Source organism: Thalassospira lucentensis (assembly GCF_011806425.1).
GTDB classification, from domain to species: domain Bacteria; phylum Pseudomonadota; class Alphaproteobacteria; order Rhodospirillales; family Thalassospiraceae; genus Thalassospira; species Thalassospira lucentensis_B.
This window is the reverse complement of the sequence record NZ_JAATOV010000002.1, coordinates 838,695-856,971: the sequence shown is the minus strand read 5'-3', so window position 1 is coordinate 856,971 and position 18,277 is coordinate 838,695. Positions and strand designations below refer to the sequence as shown.

The 18,277-nt window shown below is 53.9% G+C and carries 15 protein-coding genes; 10 read left to right on the top strand and 5 right to left on the bottom strand.

All coding sequences use genetic code 11. The annotated features are described in order from the left end of the window. The first annotated feature begins 66 nt into the window (after positions 1-66). The 9 genes from HCZ99_RS09445 to HCZ99_RS09405 all read left to right on the top strand — a co-directional run bounded on the left by HCZ99_RS09445 (position 67) and on the right by HCZ99_RS09405 (position 9,471). Positions 67-690 (top strand): DUF721 domain-containing protein, encoded by a 624-nt coding sequence (locus HCZ99_RS09445; protein WP_167446667.1) that lies wholly within the window; start codon positions 67-69, stop codon positions 688-690. Positions 691-923: 233 nt separating this feature from the next. Next, positions 924-1,520, top strand: coding sequence for a DsbA family protein (locus tag HCZ99_RS09440; protein WP_167446666.1), 597 nt, complete (start codon positions 924-926; stop codon positions 1,518-1,520). Positions 1,521-1,597: 77 nt separating this feature from the next. After that, complete coding sequence (gene smc, locus HCZ99_RS09435) at positions 1,598-5,131, top strand: chromosome segregation protein SMC (protein ID WP_167446665.1); 3,534 nt, start codon at positions 1,598-1,600, stop codon at positions 5,129-5,131. Between the two features lie 65 nt (positions 5,132-5,196). Next, positions 5,197-6,546, top strand: coding sequence for a class I SAM-dependent methyltransferase (locus HCZ99_RS09430; RefSeq protein ID WP_167446664.1), 1,350 nt, complete (start codon positions 5,197-5,199; stop codon positions 6,544-6,546). Between the two features lie 461 nt (positions 6,547-7,007). Continuing rightward, complete coding sequence (locus HCZ99_RS20685) at positions 7,008-7,361, top strand: AtpZ/AtpI family protein (protein ID WP_254869532.1); 354 nt, start codon at positions 7,008-7,010, stop codon at positions 7,359-7,361. Positions 7,362-7,395: 34 nt separating this feature from the next. After that, positions 7,396-8,118: a F0F1 ATP synthase subunit A gene (locus tag HCZ99_RS09420; RefSeq protein WP_167446663.1), complete on the top strand. Its 723-nt coding sequence runs from the start codon at positions 7,396-7,398 to the stop codon at positions 8,116-8,118. A 60-nt stretch (positions 8,119-8,178) separates the two neighbouring features. After that, positions 8,179-8,403 (top strand): ATP synthase subunit C family protein, encoded by a 225-nt coding sequence (locus tag HCZ99_RS09415; RefSeq protein ID WP_033068123.1) that lies wholly within the window; start codon positions 8,179-8,181, stop codon positions 8,401-8,403. Between the two features lie 74 nt (positions 8,404-8,477). Next, on the top strand, positions 8,478-8,963 hold the full coding sequence (locus HCZ99_RS09410) for a F0F1 ATP synthase subunit B family protein (protein WP_167446662.1): 486 nt from the start codon (positions 8,478-8,480) through the stop codon (positions 8,961-8,963). A 4-nt stretch (positions 8,964-8,967) separates the two neighbouring features. Next, positions 8,968-9,471, top strand: coding sequence for a F0F1 ATP synthase subunit B family protein (locus tag HCZ99_RS09405; protein WP_167446661.1), 504 nt, complete (start codon positions 8,968-8,970; stop codon positions 9,469-9,471). 95 nt (positions 9,472-9,566) lie between these two features. On the opposite strand, the gene HCZ99_RS09400 is transcribed toward HCZ99_RS09405, so the two are convergent. Both HCZ99_RS09400 and HCZ99_RS09395 read right to left on the bottom strand, forming a co-directional pair. Next, the gene (locus HCZ99_RS09400; protein ID WP_217701482.1) at positions 9,567-10,373 is read right to left on the bottom strand and encodes a class I SAM-dependent methyltransferase; all 807 of its coding nucleotides are present in this window, start codon (positions 10,371-10,373) and stop codon (positions 9,567-9,569) included. Positions 10,374-10,423: 50 nt separating this feature from the next. Further along, on the bottom strand, positions 10,424-11,383 hold the full coding sequence (locus HCZ99_RS09395) for a glutathione S-transferase family protein (RefSeq protein ID WP_167446660.1): 960 nt from the start codon (positions 11,381-11,383) through the stop codon (positions 10,424-10,426). Between the two features lie 152 nt (positions 11,384-11,535). Between HCZ99_RS09395 and HCZ99_RS09390 the strand changes: the two genes are divergently transcribed. Then, entirely contained in the window at positions 11,536-12,477 is a 942-nt protein-coding gene (locus HCZ99_RS09390) for a LysR family transcriptional regulator (protein WP_167446659.1), read from the top strand. A gap of 42 nt (positions 12,478-12,519) precedes the next feature. Here HCZ99_RS09390 and HCZ99_RS09385 read toward each other — a convergent pair whose 3' ends face one another. The 3 genes from HCZ99_RS09385 to HCZ99_RS09375 are packed head-to-tail and all read right to left on the bottom strand — an operon-like array spanning position 12,520 to position 18,274. Beyond that, positions 12,520-14,595, bottom strand: coding sequence for a hypothetical protein (locus HCZ99_RS09385; RefSeq protein ID WP_167446658.1), 2,076 nt, complete (start codon positions 14,593-14,595; stop codon positions 12,520-12,522). After that, the gene (locus HCZ99_RS09380) at positions 14,592-17,309 is read right to left on the bottom strand and encodes a DUF4159 domain-containing protein (protein WP_167446657.1); all 2,718 of its coding nucleotides are present in this window, start codon (positions 17,307-17,309) and stop codon (positions 14,592-14,594) included. The genes HCZ99_RS09385 and HCZ99_RS09380 overlap by 4 nt, the downstream gene beginning before the upstream one ends. Further along, the gene (locus HCZ99_RS09375) at positions 17,306-18,274 is read right to left on the bottom strand and encodes a DUF58 domain-containing protein (protein ID WP_167446656.1); all 969 of its coding nucleotides are present in this window, start codon (positions 18,272-18,274) and stop codon (positions 17,306-17,308) included. Before HCZ99_RS09375 ends, HCZ99_RS09380 begins: the two co-directional genes overlap by 4 nt. Positions 18,275-18,277: the final 3 nt, after the last annotated feature.

Genomic DNA, 18,277 nt, shown 5'->3' with positions numbered 1-18,277 from the left:
GTTCCCGTGTTATGTTGCGGGTTGAATGACGGGTAATTTTGATCTGACCCTACGAAAGAAGCGGGCGTGAGCAAGAAAAAAGATACAACCGATACGACGGCCAGCACGTCAATGGATCAGGGATCCGGTGCCGTGGCGGCAAAGAATGCGGTTAAAAAGAAACAAAAAATCACCCCGATGGGCAGTTCTGAACGGCGTCAGGGCTTACGCAATGTTGCCCCGCTTGTCGGGAACCTAACACGGCCTTTGGTGCGAAAGCGCGGTTTTTTCCAAACCGAAATTATTCTGCATTGGGCCGAGATCGTCGGGCGTGATCTGGAACAATTCACCATGCCGGTCAAATATATTCAGCCGCGCGGTGAAAATGCCGGCGGCGGAACATTGGTAATCCGTGTAAGCGGCCCGGTGGCGATTGAACTGCAACACCGCATGCCCCAGATCATTGATCGGGTGAATACCTATTTCGGGTACCGGGCAGTTGAACGCATTAAAATGATGCAAGGCGACATATCGCGGCCGGAACGTACCGTACACACACCAACTTTGGTGCCAGAGGGCAATATCAACCAAGGCAACGAAGCCAGCATTGCCAAAATTGAAGACCCGCATCTGCGCGAAGTCCTGACACGGTTGGGGCGCCATATCGCCGGATCGACCGGGGGGCTTCGGCCCAAGAATATTAAAAAATAGTCTTGTGCAAATATGTCTGTTTCCGGCAAACAGGCGGCTGGTTTTGACACTCATTGGATCGTGAGTGTTATGGGACTTTTCGAATCATTTTATTGAAATGAACGATCATGGAGTTGCCGCATTTTCACGGCAGCTTGGCGACTCGTTGGTGCAATAGCCATTTTGGCGCGCGTGTTGACTCCCGCGCTGCAACAGGCTTGTAATCACAAAACTTTGTTTTAACGGAGGTTTCCTTGCTAAAGGCAGTTAAGTTTTTTGCTGGCGCGTTTTTGTTGGCGCTTGGCGTTGTAAGCGCACAGCCATCGCAGGCAGCAGAATATAAAGAGCATGTTATGGGCGACGCGGACGCGCCGGTCACGATTATCGAATATGCGTCTTTGACCTGTCCGCACTGTGCTGCGTTCCATAATGAAGTCCTGCCAGAGCTTAAGGAAAAGCTGGTTGATACCGGCAAGGCGAAAATCATTTTCCGTGATTACCCGCTTGATGGCATTGCCCTTCGTGCGGCAGCCGTTGCGCAATGTGCCGGTGATGATCGTTATTTCGGTGTGTTGGGCATGCTCTTTAAATCGCAGATGACCTGGGCCCGTGCGAAAGACCCGATCGAAGGCATTAAACAGGTTGTCCGTTTCGCAGGCATCAATGGCGATGCGGTCGATGCCTGCATCAACGATGAAGCCATGATCGATGCCATTGTCGGATCGCGCATGAAGGGCGAACAGGAACATAACGTTTCTTCGACCCCCAGCTTTATCATCGACGGCGAAACCATTGCCGGTGCACGCGATGCAGAATTCTTCATCGACAAAGTCGACGACCTGATCGACTGATTAATTCTTAATTCTGCCGGATACCGTATGGGTGCGGTGTCCGGCAACAGGGGCAAAGGTTCGGGCCGGGGGCATGATTGGTCCAATTTAAATCGTTACGGCTGACGGGGTTCAAATCCTTCGTCGATTCAACAGATCTTCTGGTTGAAGACGGGCTGACAGGTGTTGTCGGCCCGAATGGCTGTGGCAAATCCAATCTTGTTGAAGCGCTGCGCTGGGTGATGGGGGAAACCTCAGCCAAGCAAATGCGTGGCTCGGACATGTCCGACGTTATTTTTGGCGGGACATCGTCGCGTCCTGCCCGAAACGTGGCCGAAGTGTCTGTGACGCTAGATAATAGCGAGCGCAAAGCACCTGCCATGTTCAACGATTTTGAAATGCTCGAAGTAACCCGGCGCATTGAACGCGGCGGCGGCTCAAACTACCGGGTTAACGGCAAGGACGTCCGTGCGCGTGACGTTCAATTGCTGTTTGCCGATGCTGCTACCGGTGCGCGTTCAACGGCGATGGTGTCCCAGGGTAAAATTGGCGCATTGATCGGCGCAAAGCCAAGTCAACGCCGCCTGATCCTTGAAGAAGCCGCCGGGATTACCGGCCTTCATTCGCGCCGTCATGAAGCCGAACTTCGCCTGAAAAATGCCGAACAGAACCTTGAACGTCTTGAAGACGTTTTGGTGACCCTGGATGGCCAAATCGCATCCTTGCAAAAGCAGGCGCGGCAGGCCGAACGGTATCGCAAACTCAGTACCGGCATCCGCCAAACCGAAGCATTGTTGTTCCACATCCGCTGGAGCGACGCGCAAAAACGCCAAGAAGATGCGCGTGAATTGCTGGTCGCGGGCGAAAGTGCCGTCCGTGATTTGACGTCCTCGGTCACCGAAGCCACCACCGTTCAGGCCCATATCGCCGCAAGCCTTCCGGATCTACGCAAAAAAGAAGCGGACGCTGCGGCGGCCTTGCAGCGTCTTTTGATCGAACGAGAAGGTCTGGATAAAGACAAGGCCCAGATCGAAACCCAGATGAGCCAGCTGCGCGGGCGCATTCAGCAAATTGATGCTGACTTGTCGCGCGAAGCTGAACTGGCAAGCGACGCACAAGGTGCGTTGGAAAAGCTTAAACGCGAAAGCGAAGAACTGCGCGAAGCCCAAGGCGGCGAGGATGACGAGCTTGATATGGCAAAGGAAACAGCCGCCGAAAAGGCGCTGTATGTCGAAGAGCTTGAAGGCCAAGCCGAGGCCCTGACCAATAAGGTTGCCGAAGAAGAAGCCCGCCTGAAATCGGTTCAGCAACGTCTCAGCGAATTGAACGGACGGCGCAACCGCCTGACCGAGCGCCACGACGAAGCGGTCGCGAAACTTGATGACATTCGCATCGAAGCTGATTTCGACGAGGCCCTTGAAGAAGCCAATATGCACCTTGAAGAGTGCGAAGAGCTTTGCGAACAGCGCAAAATGGCCACCGAAGAGGCCGAAATGCGTCTGGCCGAATTGCGTGACCGCGAAGACAATCTGAAAACGGCGGAAAATGATGCCCGCGACGCGCTGCGTGATGCCGAAAGCCGCAAATCACGCCTTGTCGCGGAAATTGATGCGCTTGAAAGCCTATTAAAGGGCAATACAGATCAGGAATACCGCGCTGTCATCGAAGATATTTCGGTGCAAAGTGGGCTGGAATTGGCAATGGCCGCCGCCCTTGGCGAAGACCTTGACGCGCCTGATGCCGATGATGCGCCGATGCATTGGTCGGCGATTGATCCGGCCTCTGATGATCCGGCGTTGCCTGATGGTGTGACTGCGCTTGCGAAATTTGTCGAAGCCCCGGCACTTTTGAACCGTCGCTTGTGGCAGATCGGTGTTGTTGATGATGACGCCACCGGCAACTGGTTGGCCAAGAACCTAAAAGCTGGTCAGCGTCTTGTGTCCCGCGAAGGCGCACTTTGGCGTTGGGATGGTTATCGCATTTTGGCCGGGGCGGAATTGCCCGCCGCGGTTCGTTTGCGTCAACGCAACCGCCTTGAAGAACTCCACGGCGAGCTTGAAGAAGCTGACGAAATCGTCGAAGCGGCGCGCGAACGTTCCGAACTTGCCAATGAAAATGTCGAACGTCTTGAAGAAGAAATAGAGACAGCGCGCACCGCCGAACAAGAATCCCACCGTGCCGTGCGCGAAGCCGAAGGTGCCCTTTCACGGGCACGCGAAGAAATCGCCAACATCAAACGCGATGCCAGCGCCATCGAAAGCCGCCTGCAAAGCGCAGAAGAGGCCGAAAAGCGCGCCAAGCAAGACCTTGACGAAGTCATTGCCGAGCAAGAAGAACTGTCAGCCCTGCCCGAAGAAAGCAGCGAAGGGCTGATGGAAATTAAGGCTGAGCTGATTGAAAAACGCGCCAATCTTGCCGATGCCCGTGCCGATCAGATGGAAGCCCGCAGTCAGCTTGAACGGATGATGCGCGATATGTCCGGGCGGCGTAAGCGTCTTGAATTTGTTGAAAACGAAATTTCAACCTGGAATGACCGCGCATCGGGGGCGGGCGAACGCGTGGCCGAGCTTCGCGAACGCCAAGAAGAAGCCCGGATGGAGATCGAGGAGCTTGAACTAAAGCCCGAAGAGATCGAAGAACGCCGTGCTGTCTTGTCAGACCGTATTGAACTTGCCGATCAAAGCCGCAAAGAAGTTGCTGATGAGTTGCAGCGCGCGGAAAATGCCCAGCGCGAAGCCGATCAGAACCTTAAAGAAGCGGAACAAAAACTGGCCGAAGCCCGCGAAGGGCGCGTGCGTTGCGAAGCCCTGTTGGAGCAGGCCGAACAACATCGCCGGGATTTGATCGAGCGCATTCGGGAACGTATCAATGCCACCCCCGATCAGTTGGTTGAGTTGGGTGAAATCGACCTGACCAAGGAACTGCCGGCCGAAGGCGACATTGAAGCCCGCCTGCAACGGCAATCGCGTGAACGCGAAAATCTCGGTGCGGTTAACTTGCGCGCCGAAGTCGAACTGGCCGAAATGCAGGAACAAAAAGACACTATGGTGTCTGAACGCGATGACCTGATTGCAGCTATTGAAAAATTACGCAACGGCATCAATCAGCTTAACCGCGAAGCCCGCACGCGCCTTAAGGCCGCCTTTGACGAAGTCGACAAACATTTCCAACAATTGTTTGTCCGTCTGTTTGGCGGCGGTGGTGCGCATCTGATGCTAACCGATGCCGATGACCCACTTGAAGCGGGTCTTGAAATCATGGCATCCCCGCCGGGCAAGAAATTGCAGCACCTTTCGCTGCTTTCCGGGGGCGAGCAGGCCTTGACCGCAGTGGCACTTTTGTTTGCTGTCTTCCTGACCAATCCGGCACCGATTTGCGTGCTCGATGAGGTTGACGCCCCGCTTGATGATGCCAACGTTGACCGGTTCTGTAAGTTGCTTGAGGCAATTGGCCGTCATGCCAACACGCGTTTCTTGGTGATTACTCACCACCGTATGACCATGGCCCGCATGAACCGTTTGTTTGGGGTTACCATGGCCGAACGCGGCGTTTCATCGCTGGTCTCGGTCGATCTGCATCAGGCAGAAGTATATTCCAAGAAAGAACAAACCGAGCTTGATTTTACCAGTTAGGTTACTTTCCTAGTGGGTCTATGAATGTTACACCGTTGCAAAATTTTACAAAGGTGTAAGCATCCATGTCGCAAAAAGTCCGCGAGCTTTATGAACAGTTTCCCTATCCACTGCGTGACCCGCAGGAGGAAAAGGAACGTTTGTTGATGCCACCAATGGATACGCTGTCGCGGGTAAACCATTATGGCTTTGGCGGCCGTAAAGTGGTCGACGACACCTTCCGTGCGCTTGTTGCCGGTGGGGGCACCGGTGATGCGATGATTTGGCTTGCGGAACAGCTGCGCGCGGCTGGCGGCACGGTAACGTATCTTGAACCATCCCTTGCCAGCACCAACGTTGCACGTGCCCGGGCCGAGGTCCGCGGGCTTGAAAACGTTATCTATGTCAACGCGACGATTTCCGATTTTGCTGCATCAAATCCGGATGCATTTGATTACATCAATTGCGCAGGTGTCTTGCATCACCTTGAAGACCCAGAAGGCGGCCTTCGTGATCTTGCCTCGGTTCTGAAACCCGATGGCGCGATGGGGGTGATGGTTTACGGCGAACATGGGCGTTTGGCCGTGACGGAATGGCGCAAAATGGTCGCGCCGCTTTTGCCGGAAAAGGACCTTGATGCGCAATTGGCGATGACGCGCGGGCTTTTGGCCAACCTTCCCGAAGATAACATGCTGCTTAAAATGGGCGGCGGTCCGGGCTTTATCAAAGGGTTGCTTGAAAACGATCCGGAAATTGTCGACTTGCTGCTTCATCCGGTTGAATGTGCTTATGACGTTCACGGGGTATATGATTTTGCCGCTTCGGCGGGATTGGATGTTGCGGCCTTTACCGGTTTCTTTGGTTTTGGCGGGACGGGCAAGGCGCATTATGCCATCGAAAACCTGGTGCGTGATCAACGCACGTTGCGCGAATTGGCGGCCAAGCCGCTGCGCGATCAGCAGGCATTCTGTGAACGGTTTAGTGGGGCGATGCCCCTGCACGCGTTTTACCTGACCAAAGCCGAGGCGCAAGGTGCACAAGACACCAGTGCCGCGACGGGGATGCTGCCCGATGTCGATCTAGCGCCGTATTTCTTTGTGCGTCCGAACGAAACGTTCTTTGATGATATGATCGCATTGGCCGGGCAACCGGTTTTGATCGAAGACGGCAGCGGCAACGCTGTTGACCTAACCGGTGGTCCCGATTTGGCGCGGTTGCTTGCGGTGTTTGACGGAACCAAAACGGTTGCGGAGTTGGTTGCGGTTTTGCGCGATGAAATTTTGGATCGCCAACCAATCGACATGAACCAGATTGCCGCCAATACCCTTGGGGCAGTTTGGGCACTGTTTCATAAGTTCGACTGGATGCTTGCGGCGTCTCCTGACGGGTGGCAGGAAGCCGATCGTGAAAGAACGCTTTCCGTGCGCAAGGTGTAATGGCCAGGCGATGTAATCGGTTGATCCTGTGGCGATATCGCGGTGCGTTGTCGGAATGGTGAATCGGCGGTTACAAAACTGGGCAGGCGGGTTTCAAATTGTCTTTAACCCCTGAAACTCGCGTCACTTTGGTTGAAAACAACGGAATAGATTGAAATTAAGATTAACTGCGATTTTGTCCGCGACTTATGCGAAAACACGCAACAACCAAGGAAATCCGCCGGTTGCAGACTGTTTTTTTGTTGAAGTATCGATAAAATCATCTGCAACTATCGCCTAACGCCAAATGTGTTTTCCATCACATTTCGGCGGATAATTTTAATTTTTTCAATGTGTTAGGTAACTTATTGGGTGCCCCGTCGGCTGGGGTTTTACAGCTTGACAGCCCATGGGGTGCTAAGTATGTTGCCCGCGCATTTCCTTGCGACGTTTGCAAGGCTGCAAAAGCGGGGTTCACGGCAATGAGCGATGATAAAGATCGCGCTTCATTACAAGATCTTGAAACGAAGCTAAACGCAGTCGCGCATAAACGCGAAGAGACGCATAGCCCGAACCGGGCGACCGGCAAACCGTCCCAAGGGATGGCTCTCGGCATGAGGATTTCGGCGGAAATGATCGCTGCCGTTCTTGTTGGATTGCTGATTGGCTGGGCGCTGGATAGGGTGCTTGATACGACGCCTTGGCTTATTGTTCTGTTTGTCTTTCTCGGAGCAGGGGCTGGAGGTTTGAACGCTTATCGCGTTGCCAGGGGATACGACAGTGCTGTCGGACTTGGTCGTGCGATGAGGGAGCGCAAGCAGGGGGACGAGGATTAACCTCGAAGCCTTATAATATTGAGCGAGGATTACGGTGGCTGGACCGCTAGAGCAGTTTGAAATCAAGCCCTTGGCCGATCTCTCGGTTGGCGGCGTTGATATTTCCTTCACCAACTCCGCATTGTGGATGGTGATCGCAGCCGTTCTGGTAACGTGCTTCATGACGCTTTCGATGCGTCGTGGTGCGTTGGTTCCGGGACGTTGGCAGGGTGCAGCCGAGGTGATGTACGAATTCGTCGCCAATATGCTCAAAGATAACGTTGGAAGTGCCGGGCGCAAATATTTCCCGTTCATTTTCACACTGTTCATGTTTGTTATGTTCGGGAACCTGCTTGGCATGATCCCGCACAGCTTTACTTTTACGAGCCACATCGCGGTTAACTTCGCGCTGGCTTTGGTGATTTTCGTCGGTGTGACGGTCATTGGCTTTGTGCGTCATGGGACGCACTACTTCCGGATGTTCTTCCCGGAAGGCGCGCCGATTGCGACCGCGATCATTTTGATCCCGATTGAAATCATCTCCTATTTCTCTCGTCCGTTCAGCTTGGCGATCCGACTGTTTGCGAATATGACAGTTGGCCACATCATGCTGAAGGTTATCGGTGGTTTCGTTGGCCTCATTGGCATCCTTGGCGTTCTACCGTTTGCTCTTCTGACGGGGATTACTGTTCTGGAGTTCGGCATTGCTGCGCTTCAGGCTTATGTGTTCACAATTCTCACCTGCATCTATCTCCATGATGCAATCCACATGCACTAATGTGTGTGGTTTGGTGTGATCTCTTCTGATTGCCTTTAAGAAATTCGAAAGGGTGAAGTTATGGAACTCGATGCTGCAAAGATGATCGGTGCTGGCCTGGCTGCTATTGGTATGATTGGTGCCGGTATCGGTGTCGGTAACATCTGGTCAAGCCTGATTGCGACTGTTGGCCGTAACCCGGCTGCCAAAGGCGACGTTGAACTGTATGGCTGGATCGGCTTTGCCGTTACCGAAGCTATTGCACTGTTCGCACTCGTCGTTGCGCTGATCGTTCTCTTCGTTTAATCGGCGCCTTTTGAGCGAATACTCGGCCCGGCGAGGAACGCCCTCGCCGGTGTCGTTGAATTCGGGAGTAGGCTATGCCGCAGTTTGATATTGCGACGTTCTCAGAACAGATTTTCTGGCTGTTTGTTATTTTCGCCGTCTTGTATTTCTTGATGTCGAAAATTGCGCTGCCGAAAGTTGGCGAAGTTCTTGAACGCCGTCAAAAAAACATCGAAGACAATCTTGGCAAGGCACGGGCGTTGAAAGACGAAACCGATGCCGCCATCGCGAAGTACGAGGCTGCCCTGGCAGAAGCTCGTGACGCTGCGCAAGCAGACATTCGCGAAGCTTCGGAAAAGGCTGCTGCAGAGCAGGCTAAAAAAACCGAAGCAATGGTCAAGAAATTGTCTAAAAAGACATCTGATGCCGAGAAGGCTATTGCGGATGCCAAAGCGGATGCGATGACCGGTGTTGCGGAAGCAGCATCAGAAATCGCCCGTGAAGCAACCGACAAACTTATCGGTGTCAAGGTTCAGGCCAAAACTGCCGACAAGGCTGTTTCGGCTATCGTAGGAGAGTAAGATAATGGCAACCCACGAGGTTACTTTCCTTACCGATCCATACACTTGGACCACGCTTTCGTTCATCTTGGTCGCTGGTATTGGTGGCTTTAAAGCTGTCAAAGGGATCTCTGCTGCACTTGATAAACGTGCGGAAAAGATTTCCAACGAACTGGATGAAGCTCAGCGTCTTCGCGAGGAAGCTCAAGAGCTTCTGGCCAACTATCAGGCCAAACAGCGCGAAGCTCTGAAGGAAGCAGACGAGATCCGCGCGCATGCTAAGGCAGAAGCCGACCGGATGCTGGAAAACGCCCAGGCTGAACTGAAAGCGGCACTTAAACGCCGTGAACAGCAGGCTCTGGAACGTATTTCCAACCTTGAAAGCCAGGCGGTTGCCGAAGTTCGTGCGCATGTCGCCGAAATCGCAACCCAGGCCACCATGGCCCTTGTTTCTGACAAGGTTTCTGGTGCCAAGGCTGACGAGTTGGTCGACAACGCGATCGCGGAAATCAAAGGTCGCCTGAACTAAGATTTTCCGTTTTACGGATTTGAAAAACCCCGCAGTTATGCTGCGGGGTTTTTTGTTGTCCGCAAACAGTCATCAAACGGTTTGGGTTTCAGGCGTTAGCGTTTTTCCGCGGCAAGAATAAGGAACGGCGGGCGTCGCCGATGTTTCGCCCAGCGAACATCTTCGCCGTCATCCAGCGGTTCAGGTTCAAGAAGTCGCGTAAGGCTGAACCCCTTATCAAGTAACCCATTGACGTAGGTTTCAATGGTTCGATGATATTTGATGACACCGTCAACAAACCATGATGTCTCACGCGGGCCTTCGTCGCGGTAATTATCTATTGGCCAGTATTCGGCATCTCCGTGCGCATCCTTGACCCACTTCTGCGCGGCCAGCGCCGTGCAAATTGGATGCTCGACCGAAAACATCAGCTTTCCGTTTGGTGATAGCCACGATGCAACTTTGGCCAATATCTCTTGGTAATTTTCGACGTAGTGGAGGGCGAGTGAAGACACGACATAGTCAAACCTTCGCTCCAGCTTCGGCTCGAACAACTCAATCGCCACATTTTCATAGGTGATTGCGGTTTGTTTGGTCAGGTCACGTGCGGCGTTGATCATGTTCGAAGAAGGATCAATCCCGACGACGGATGCAGCACCTTGATCACAGGCACTGCGTGCGAAATCTCCAAAACCACACCCGATGTCAAGCAGGTGAAGACCTTCGAATGACCGTGGAAGCAGACTGCGAATTGCGGGCTGTTCCAGGATTTCGTTCAGGGCACGTCCGGACCTGCGAAGCTCTTCATATCCCGCATAGAAGTCGGGATCGTCGTAAATGTTTTGGGGATCTGGCATTTCGGAACCGCTTTGTGTCGGTGAGTGAACGATTTGGTGCCGTTGAAACAGCGTTTTCTGTTTCAACGGCCCAGACCGAGACTCTGAAATGCATTCTTCAGGGAAGTTTGTAAAGCTTAGGACAGTTTGTCGCGCCCATGCGGAGAGTCAAGGTCCATCACGGGACCGATTGGCACGACACCGGACGGATTAATGGTCGGGTGGCTTTCGTAATAGTGGCCCTTGATGTGGTCCATAAAGACTGTCTGCTTGATGCCCGGCTGCTGATACAGATCACGCGTATAGGCCCAAAGGTTTGGATATTCGTTCAGCTTGCGAATATTGCATTTGAAATGCCCGTGATAAACCGGGTCAAAACGCACAAGGGTCGTAAACAGCCGCAGGTCAGCCTCTGTTAAACGATCGCCCGCAAGGTAACGCTGGGTGCTTAAACGCTCTTCAAGCCAATCCAGCGCCTTAAAAAGGGTCGTTGCGGCCTCTTCATAGGCAGACTGGGTCGTGGCAAAGCCCGCCTTGTACACGCCGTTATTGACCTCGTGATAGACGCGCTCATTGACCTGATCAATTTCGCCTTGCAAATCGTCGGGGTAATAGTCGCCCGGTTTTGCGCCAAGATCGTCAAATGCGGTGTTGAGCATCCGAATAATCTCAGCCGATTCGTTATTGACGATCGTTTTGGTTTTCTTATCCCACAACACCGGGACGGTGACCCGACCGGTATAATCAGATTTCGCATCGGTATAGACCTGATACATGAAATCACGGTCTTCAAGATCATCGACAAGGCCGTCTTCGCGCGAAAATTCCCAACCGTTTTCGCCCATATGCCAATGCACGACTGACACGGAAATCATGTCTTCAAGCCCCTTGAGGGCGCGCATGATTAACGCACGGTGCGCCCATGGGCAGGCATAGGAAACGTAAAGATGGTATCGGCCAGCCTCGGCAGGGAATTGGGCATCAGGGTCCGCAGACAGCCAATATCGAAACGCGGAATCCTGACGTTTGAATTTTCCGCCGTTACTTTCGGTATCGTACCACTGATCTTTCCAGTGTCCTTCGACCAACAATCCCATCTTATTTCCTCCGACATCGTCGTTTGTCATTTATCTGATCGAGCCGTTCTCTATCTCTATTGTCGTCATTTCCGCGTTGAAGACAATGAGGCGATGTGACATTAATTTGTTTCCAAACAGGCAACAGTTTGGTCGCAGACAGGAGTAAGTCAATGTTGATCGGTAATCTTGACGCCATGACGGTTTTCGCCCGCGTGGTCGAAGAACGCAGCTTTTCCGAAGCTGCGCGAAAACTTGGTATGTCAAAATCCGCCGTCAGCAAACATGTGACCAAGCTGGAAGACAATCTTGGTATCCGCCTTTTGAACCGCACAACACGGCGGTTAAGCCTGACCGATGCGGGATCGACATTTTACCAGCATTGCGCGCGCGTCGTCGAAGAAATCGAAACCGCCGAACATGCCTTAACCGATTTGCGCGGCACCCCGCGCGGTACGCTTCGGATATCGGCCCCCCTGACGTTCGGGCAAATGTATTTGCCCGAATTGGTTACCGAATTCATGGAAGAATATCCGGGCCTGCATGTCGATATCCATCTGGCCGATCACATGGTTGATTTGGTCGCCGAAGGGATCGATATGGCGATCCGGATTACCCGACTTAAGGATTCAAGTTTGATTGCGCGCAAACTCGCCGACTTTTCCAGTCACGTTGTCGCGGCACCATCCTATTTAAAACAACATGGCGAGCCCAAAACCCCCCAGGAGCTGACCCAGCATAAAACGTTGGCCTATACCAACTTGCCCAGCCCAAATATCTGGGATTTTGATGGCCCGGATGGGCAGATCAGCGTGCGGGTTGAGCCGGCATTGTCATGCAATAATGGCGAGTTCACATCTAATGCAGCCATTCGCGGGCTCGGCATTGCGCGTGAACCCGAATTCATCGTCGCCCAGGCGCTGTTGGATGGGCGCTTGGTGCCGATCTTAAAGGAATTTACCGCCGATAGTGGCGGGGGCATTTATGCGGTCTATCCAGAACGGCGGCATCTGCCGACGAAAGTCCGGGTGTTTATCGATTTCCTGGTCGAGAAGTTCCGCGGCGGATTATGCTCATTCCATCAACAAACCGCGACAGATATCCTCAAAGACTAAGGTTCAGTTGGCGCGTAATCAACGCGCCAGCGGCATCTTTTCCTATTTGCTTTCGACCCGCCAGCCAACCAAACAGATTGCGCCGACCAAAAGCGCGATCAAAGGGATCGGCAGCAGATTTGTGATGCCACCAACAATGGTGCGGTAACTTTCGGTTTCAATAAGTCCCGCCCAGTTTAAGCCATGGCGTATTCGGTCTTTGGGGATTTGGCGGAAATCGGGCAGGCCATCTTCGATGCGTCCGATATATCCATCGTTTTGCGCCACCAAACTGCTAAGGATATCTGGCGTCGAATTGGTGTTGCGGGTTTCTGCGGTTAAAATATCCCGGTCAACATGCAGGGCACTTTGGGTGCGGTCATTTTGATCGCGTGCACTAACCCGGATCAGGCCGCGTTCCGCCATGGGAACAACCGCTTGCCACGTTTGGTCGGCTTGCCGTTCAAACGGTGCATTCACCTGCGCGCCGGTTTCGGGGTTCAACACGCTTGCCATATCCGGATTAGCGCCGATTTTCCGCCATGTCAGGATCAGGCTGTCGCCATCGGCACTGCGGACAGTCGTAATGGTGTTTTCATCCAGTGCCGGTTCTTTCATCAGCCAATGCGACAATCGGCGCAGCAGTTCCGCCACCGGTCCGCCACCATCATGGCCGCGCTGCCAAAGCCACATTTGATCGGAACTTAACATCGCAACCCGGCCTTCTTCGACCCGTTGCAGGGTTAAAATTGGCGCATTATCCGCCCCGGTCATTAGCGTCATGGCATCTGGGTCGGATATTGTGGTTTCAAGTTGTCGGTACCAACGCCCCCATTTGGGCGGTGTGTTGGGGGAACCGGCAATGGCGGCGGTGACGGGATGTAATCGCCCGGCATCATTTACGCGCGGCACGAACGGTTGTTCGATGATCCGCCCCGTCGCAACAGCGGGCATCAAATCATTTAAAACCGTGCTTGAAAGCCCGTCAGGCCCCAAATATTCCGGGCCGGCCACAACAAGTGCAGCCCCGCCCCAACGTACATAGTCGGCCACCTTTTCAAGGTAATAGCCAGGCAAAACCCCACGCATTTGATAGCGGTCAAAAATGATCAAATCGAACTGGCGCAGGCGGACTTCAAACAAATCGCGGATCGGAAATGGAATAAGGGCCAGTTCGTTGATCGGCGTATCGTCGCCTTTTTCTGGCGGGCGCAAGATTGTGAAATGCACCAAATCAACACCGGGGTCCGCCCGCAAAAGATTGCGCCACGCCCGTTCCCCCGGATGGGGCTCCCCCGATAGCAATAGGACCCGCAATCGGTCGCGCACCCCGGTCGTTTCAAGGATCAGCCGGTTGTTGGTTTGATCGGTTTCACCTTCAATTTCGTCCATGCGCAGTTCGGCCAAAACCGGTCCGGCATGGGGTACCGGGATGCTGACGCGGTATTGTTCATTGGCGGGAAGGGCAATTTCTTCTTCGCTGCCGTCTTCAAGCAACATGCGCACGGCAATCGGGGTGCCTTTGGCAAGGTCATGGTCAATTGCCTCAACCATGAATTCCGCATTTTTGCCGACAATGCCGTAATCCGCACTATGGCGAATTTGCAAACGTCTGTCGTGTTCATCCTCGTGACCGGTGATCAACACATGCAGTGGCGCGCCCAGATCAAGACTTGCCGGCACATCATGCACCTGCCCATCGGTGATCATCATAACACCGCCAAGTCGTTCGCGCGGGATGCCGCCTAACAATCGGTCAATGGCGGCAAACATGCGGGTATCTGTGTCACCGGTAACGTCCTCAAACCGTAGTTCAATGTCTTCGTTATCGGCAAAACGGTCCCGCAGATTCTTGATCGTTTCATCGGTTTGTGCGGGTCGATCGCCGATCTGCTGACTGGCGGTGCGATCAACAAGCACGAGGACAATGTCACTTAATTTTTCACGGTCCTGATCGGCAAATTGCGGCGCCAAAAGGGTCAGCAGGACCAGAACCATCACAGCGCCACGCCAGATAATCCCGCGCAGGCGGAAAACGGTAAATACCCCAATTGCAACGACGCAAACAACGGCGAGGATTTGCAAAATGCCGATATCGATCAATGGCGAGAGTTGCAGGCTTTGCCATCCCTTTGTCATCGGCCCAGCCTTTCAAGAATGGCCGGCAAATGCACCTGATCGCCTTTGTAACTGCCCGTTAGGGCATACATCACAAGATTAACCCCAAACCGAAACGCCATTTCGCGTTGCCGGGGGGAAATATCCTCGGCGCGCATGTCTTCGCGTCCTTCGGGCAGCATCCAGGCCGATGCCCAGTCATTGCCCCCGAAAAGTACGGATGCGACACCGTCCAAACGCCGATCGGGTCTGGCATCAAGCCAAATCGGTTCTGCAAACCGGCCATAGGCCTGATCAAGCAAATAGAAACTGCGAAAAACGATATGGTCACTCGGCGCGCGATCAAGGATCGGGATTTCAAGCCCGGCCAAAAGGCGGCGCAATCGGGCGGGCTCAACTTCGCGGTCGCGACTGTCGATCAGGATCATGCCACCATTTTCAAGGTATTTGTTCAGCCGCGCACGGGCCAGTTCCGAAAACGGTTTCTGCCCATCGACCAACGGCCAATAGATCAGCGGATAAAAACTAAGCTCGTCTGTTTCCGGATTGATCCCGTCAGCCCGGCTAAGATCGGCGGCACTCCGTCGACGCAGGATTTCGGTTAAGCCCGCCATCCCCGCTTGACTAAGCCGATCAACCGGGGCAACGCCGGTTTCAAAATAGGCCAATCTGGGCGATAGGGCGGCTTCCTCTATCTCGGCGGCTATGCCATTGGCCGGAAATGCTAGCAACGCGGCACCGCCAGATGCGCCAACTATGACCAGTGCCATCAGGGTGGATGTCACCGCATTGCTGCGCCGATTGCGCCGTAAGCTGAGGTGATGCAATGCGAGTAAAATCAACGCGTCAATCAGCAGCAAAACCAACGCCGCCAAAAGACACAATGCCGCGAGATCAATTTGGTCCTGATCCGTAATCTTGCGTTGGTCAACCCTTGACGGCCACATCACATCGTCTGCCAATGGTCCGACAAAGGGCCCAAGGTTAAGGGCAACGGCCTGTCCATTTTCGCCGTAAATACCGGGCGGATGGCGCGGTGTTGGGGTGGTTAAGGGCGCGCGAAGCGGCAAGATCATGTCATCGGGCTGATGCGCCCGACCAAATCCATCAAGAATTGATTGCGGCGGCAAGCTGGTTTGCAATTCGCTGCGGTTACCGCTGCTGGGGCTGGCAAGTGGCAAAATCCGTTGCCAGAGTTCGACAAACAGCCCCGACATCGGCAGGTTCGACCAATCCGCCCATGGCGTTACATGAAACAGGACAAGCCGCCCGGCATTATATTGGGTGCTTGTGATCAGCGGTGTGCCATCTGTCAGACGCGCCCATGTGTTCCCCAAGATATCGGGGTCGGGTTCGGCCAGCAATTGGCGATTAATGGTGATTTCAGACGGAATGGGGATGCCAAAAAACGGACTGTTTTCCGGGAAATCGACCATCTTTTTGGGCTTTTCCCACGACATCGATCCGCCAAAGTCCCGGTTGCCCAGACGCAAGGCGACCGGCAAAAAGTCGGTGCCGATATCTGTCGAACTGTCGCCAGCAAATCGCACCAGCATCCCGCCATTGCTGATCCATTTTTCAAGGTTTTTATATTGGCTGCCCAGTCCCGAAATCGGACCGGTCGCGACCAACACATCAACCTTGCCCGCAAGCAACTTGCCAAGCGGCTGATAGGTCACATCGGCATAAGGGGATAATGCGCGATCCAAAAAGAAATAACGATCCGATAAAACCGCCGGGCTGTCGCCCGAACTGACAATCACACCAACCCGTCTTTGTTGCCAGCGCGCACCGGTTTGAAACACAGTGGCGGCACTTTCGCGTCCCTCGATGCCAACGGTTTGAATGGCGTTGGCAATGTCGCTTGGCAACAGAACCGATATTTCGGTTTCTGTACTGTCGGGGGCAATTTCCGCTGTATGGCGCAACAAAACCGATCCGCGTTCCCCGCGCGCCAAAAGCGTAACCGACCGCGCCGTATCGCTTTTGTTGTGCGCAAGTGTTGTGACCAGTCCTGTGCGTGTTCGCATCAGTGAACGCAACGCGATCCGGTCATTCGTGGCTGGCGCAATTACGGTGATCGGCGCGATTTCAAGAAGCTCGTCGGCAAGTTTTGATTTGCCTGGCAACGCCATTTGATCGCTCAGCCACAGCACACTGCCAATCGTATTGTTCATTTCCTGTTGTTCGGAAATCAAATCCGACAGCGCCAAATAATCCGACGGCCATGGACGCGGTTGCAGGCGGCTGACGATATTTTCGGCTGCGGGCGGTGACAACGGCCCGACGATATCGGGCAAGTTCCATGTGCTGGCCCCGGCGGCCTCGGGTGCTGCCTGGGCGATGTAAATCGATTGCAGATCAAATCGCGCCTTATTGATGATCTGATCAAGGGCCGAACGATATTGGGACCAATCACTGGCACTCGACCAGCCATTGTCGAGGACGATCAAGATCGCGCCATCATTTTGCGCAAATTCATTCCTGTTCATTACCGGGCGCGCGGCGGCTATGATCAACAAGGTCAGAATGAGACAGCGCAAAATTGTCTGCCAGATCGGCGCACGTTGAACGTCGCGTCGCGCACTTTTCAATCCGCGCAGCAACCGGGCCGCTGGAAACCGAATTTGTTTGGGCGCACGCGGGGCGGACCGGATCAACAGCCAAACAATCGGCAGGACCATCAACCCCGCCAACATCGCCGGATACAGAAATGTAATGGCCGACAGGCTCATGACGTCTCCTGCATATCGTGGCTGCCTGTCCGTGCTTGGGTCAGGCTTGGACGACCGCGTCCGTTTGATCCGCCTTGGTTCTGGCGTTCGCTAAGATGTTGATAAAGGGCCAGAAGCGTCGGGCTCGCACTTTGGGACGTAACATGCTGATCACATAGCCAATCGTTTTGGCGTGCAGCATCGCGTACATCCGCGCGCCATTTTTGGGCACGTTGCTTAAAGCCGTCAGCAAGGTCTTCGAACTTCTCGCTTTTAAAAATCAGGTTGTCTTGTGAATCGATGAAATTCACGCGCCCCTGAAACGGTGGCGAAATTTCTGCCGGATCAAGAATATGGACCAACGCCCCGTCATTTTGCGATTGCCCCAAACTGCGAAGCGCATGTCGGGTTTGATCGCCGTGATCGGCAAATTCCAAAAAGTCACCCAACACCAAAACAGAATGTTTGCGCCCGGGATGCATGTTCATCCCCGACGTGGCAATGCTGTGCGGGGTGGCTAACATGGCATGTGCCAGCTTTTCCAAATGCTCGACCGATGTAATCCGGGTGCGTTCCCCGTCAAATGTACCAACGGTTTCGCCATTGCGAATCAAAAGGTCGGCCAGCGCAATGGATAGGATTAGGGTGCGTTCGGCTTTGCTGGGAATAGACCGGCTTGATGACCAATACATCGACGGCGATAAAACCGGCCATATCCAGTAATTATGGCTGGCCTGCCATTCGGTTTGGCGGATGAATGTATGATCGCCGCGTGCGGAACGTCGCCAATCAATCTGATTGGTTGGATCGCCGGGGATATAGGGGCGAAACTGCCAAAAATCACTGCCGGGGCCGACCTTGCGGTTGCCATGCAATCCCCCGCGCAGACTAATCGCGGTCCGGCGAGATTCATCAATCAATTGCGGCAGTCGTGCCGCCAATGCTCGGGCCGCCGCAACATGATCCTGCACAGCATCAAGCGCCACTTC

Bases quoted from the DNA above. Each gene is read 5' to 3' on its own strand.
- HCZ99_RS09380 (WP_167446657.1), bottom strand. From the start codon at position 17,309: ATGAGCCTGTCGGCCATTACATTTCTGTATCCGGCGATGTTGGCGGGG.
- HCZ99_RS09410 (WP_167446662.1), top strand. From the start codon at position 8,478: ATGCCGCAGTTTGATATTGCGACGTTCTCAGAACAGATTTTCTGGCTG.
- HCZ99_RS09395 (WP_167446660.1), bottom strand. From the start codon at position 11,383: ATGGGATTGTTGGTCGAAGGACACTGGAAAGATCAGTGGTACGATACC.
- HCZ99_RS20685 (WP_254869532.1), top strand. From the start codon at position 7,008: ATGAGCGATGATAAAGATCGCGCTTCATTACAAGATCTTGAAACGAAG.
- HCZ99_RS09405 (WP_167446661.1), top strand. From the start codon at position 8,968: ATGGCAACCCACGAGGTTACTTTCCTTACCGATCCATACACTTGGACC.
- HCZ99_RS09430 (WP_167446664.1), top strand. From the start codon at position 5,197: ATGTCGCAAAAAGTCCGCGAGCTTTATGAACAGTTTCCCTATCCACTG.
- HCZ99_RS09390 (WP_167446659.1), top strand. From the start codon at position 11,536: ATGTTGATCGGTAATCTTGACGCCATGACGGTTTTCGCCCGCGTGGTC.
- HCZ99_RS09385 (WP_167446658.1), bottom strand. From the start codon at position 14,595: ATGACAAAGGGATGGCAAAGCCTGCAACTCTCGCCATTGATCGATATC.
- HCZ99_RS09415 (WP_033068123.1), top strand. From the start codon at position 8,179: ATGGAACTCGATGCTGCAAAGATGATCGGTGCTGGCCTGGCTGCTATT.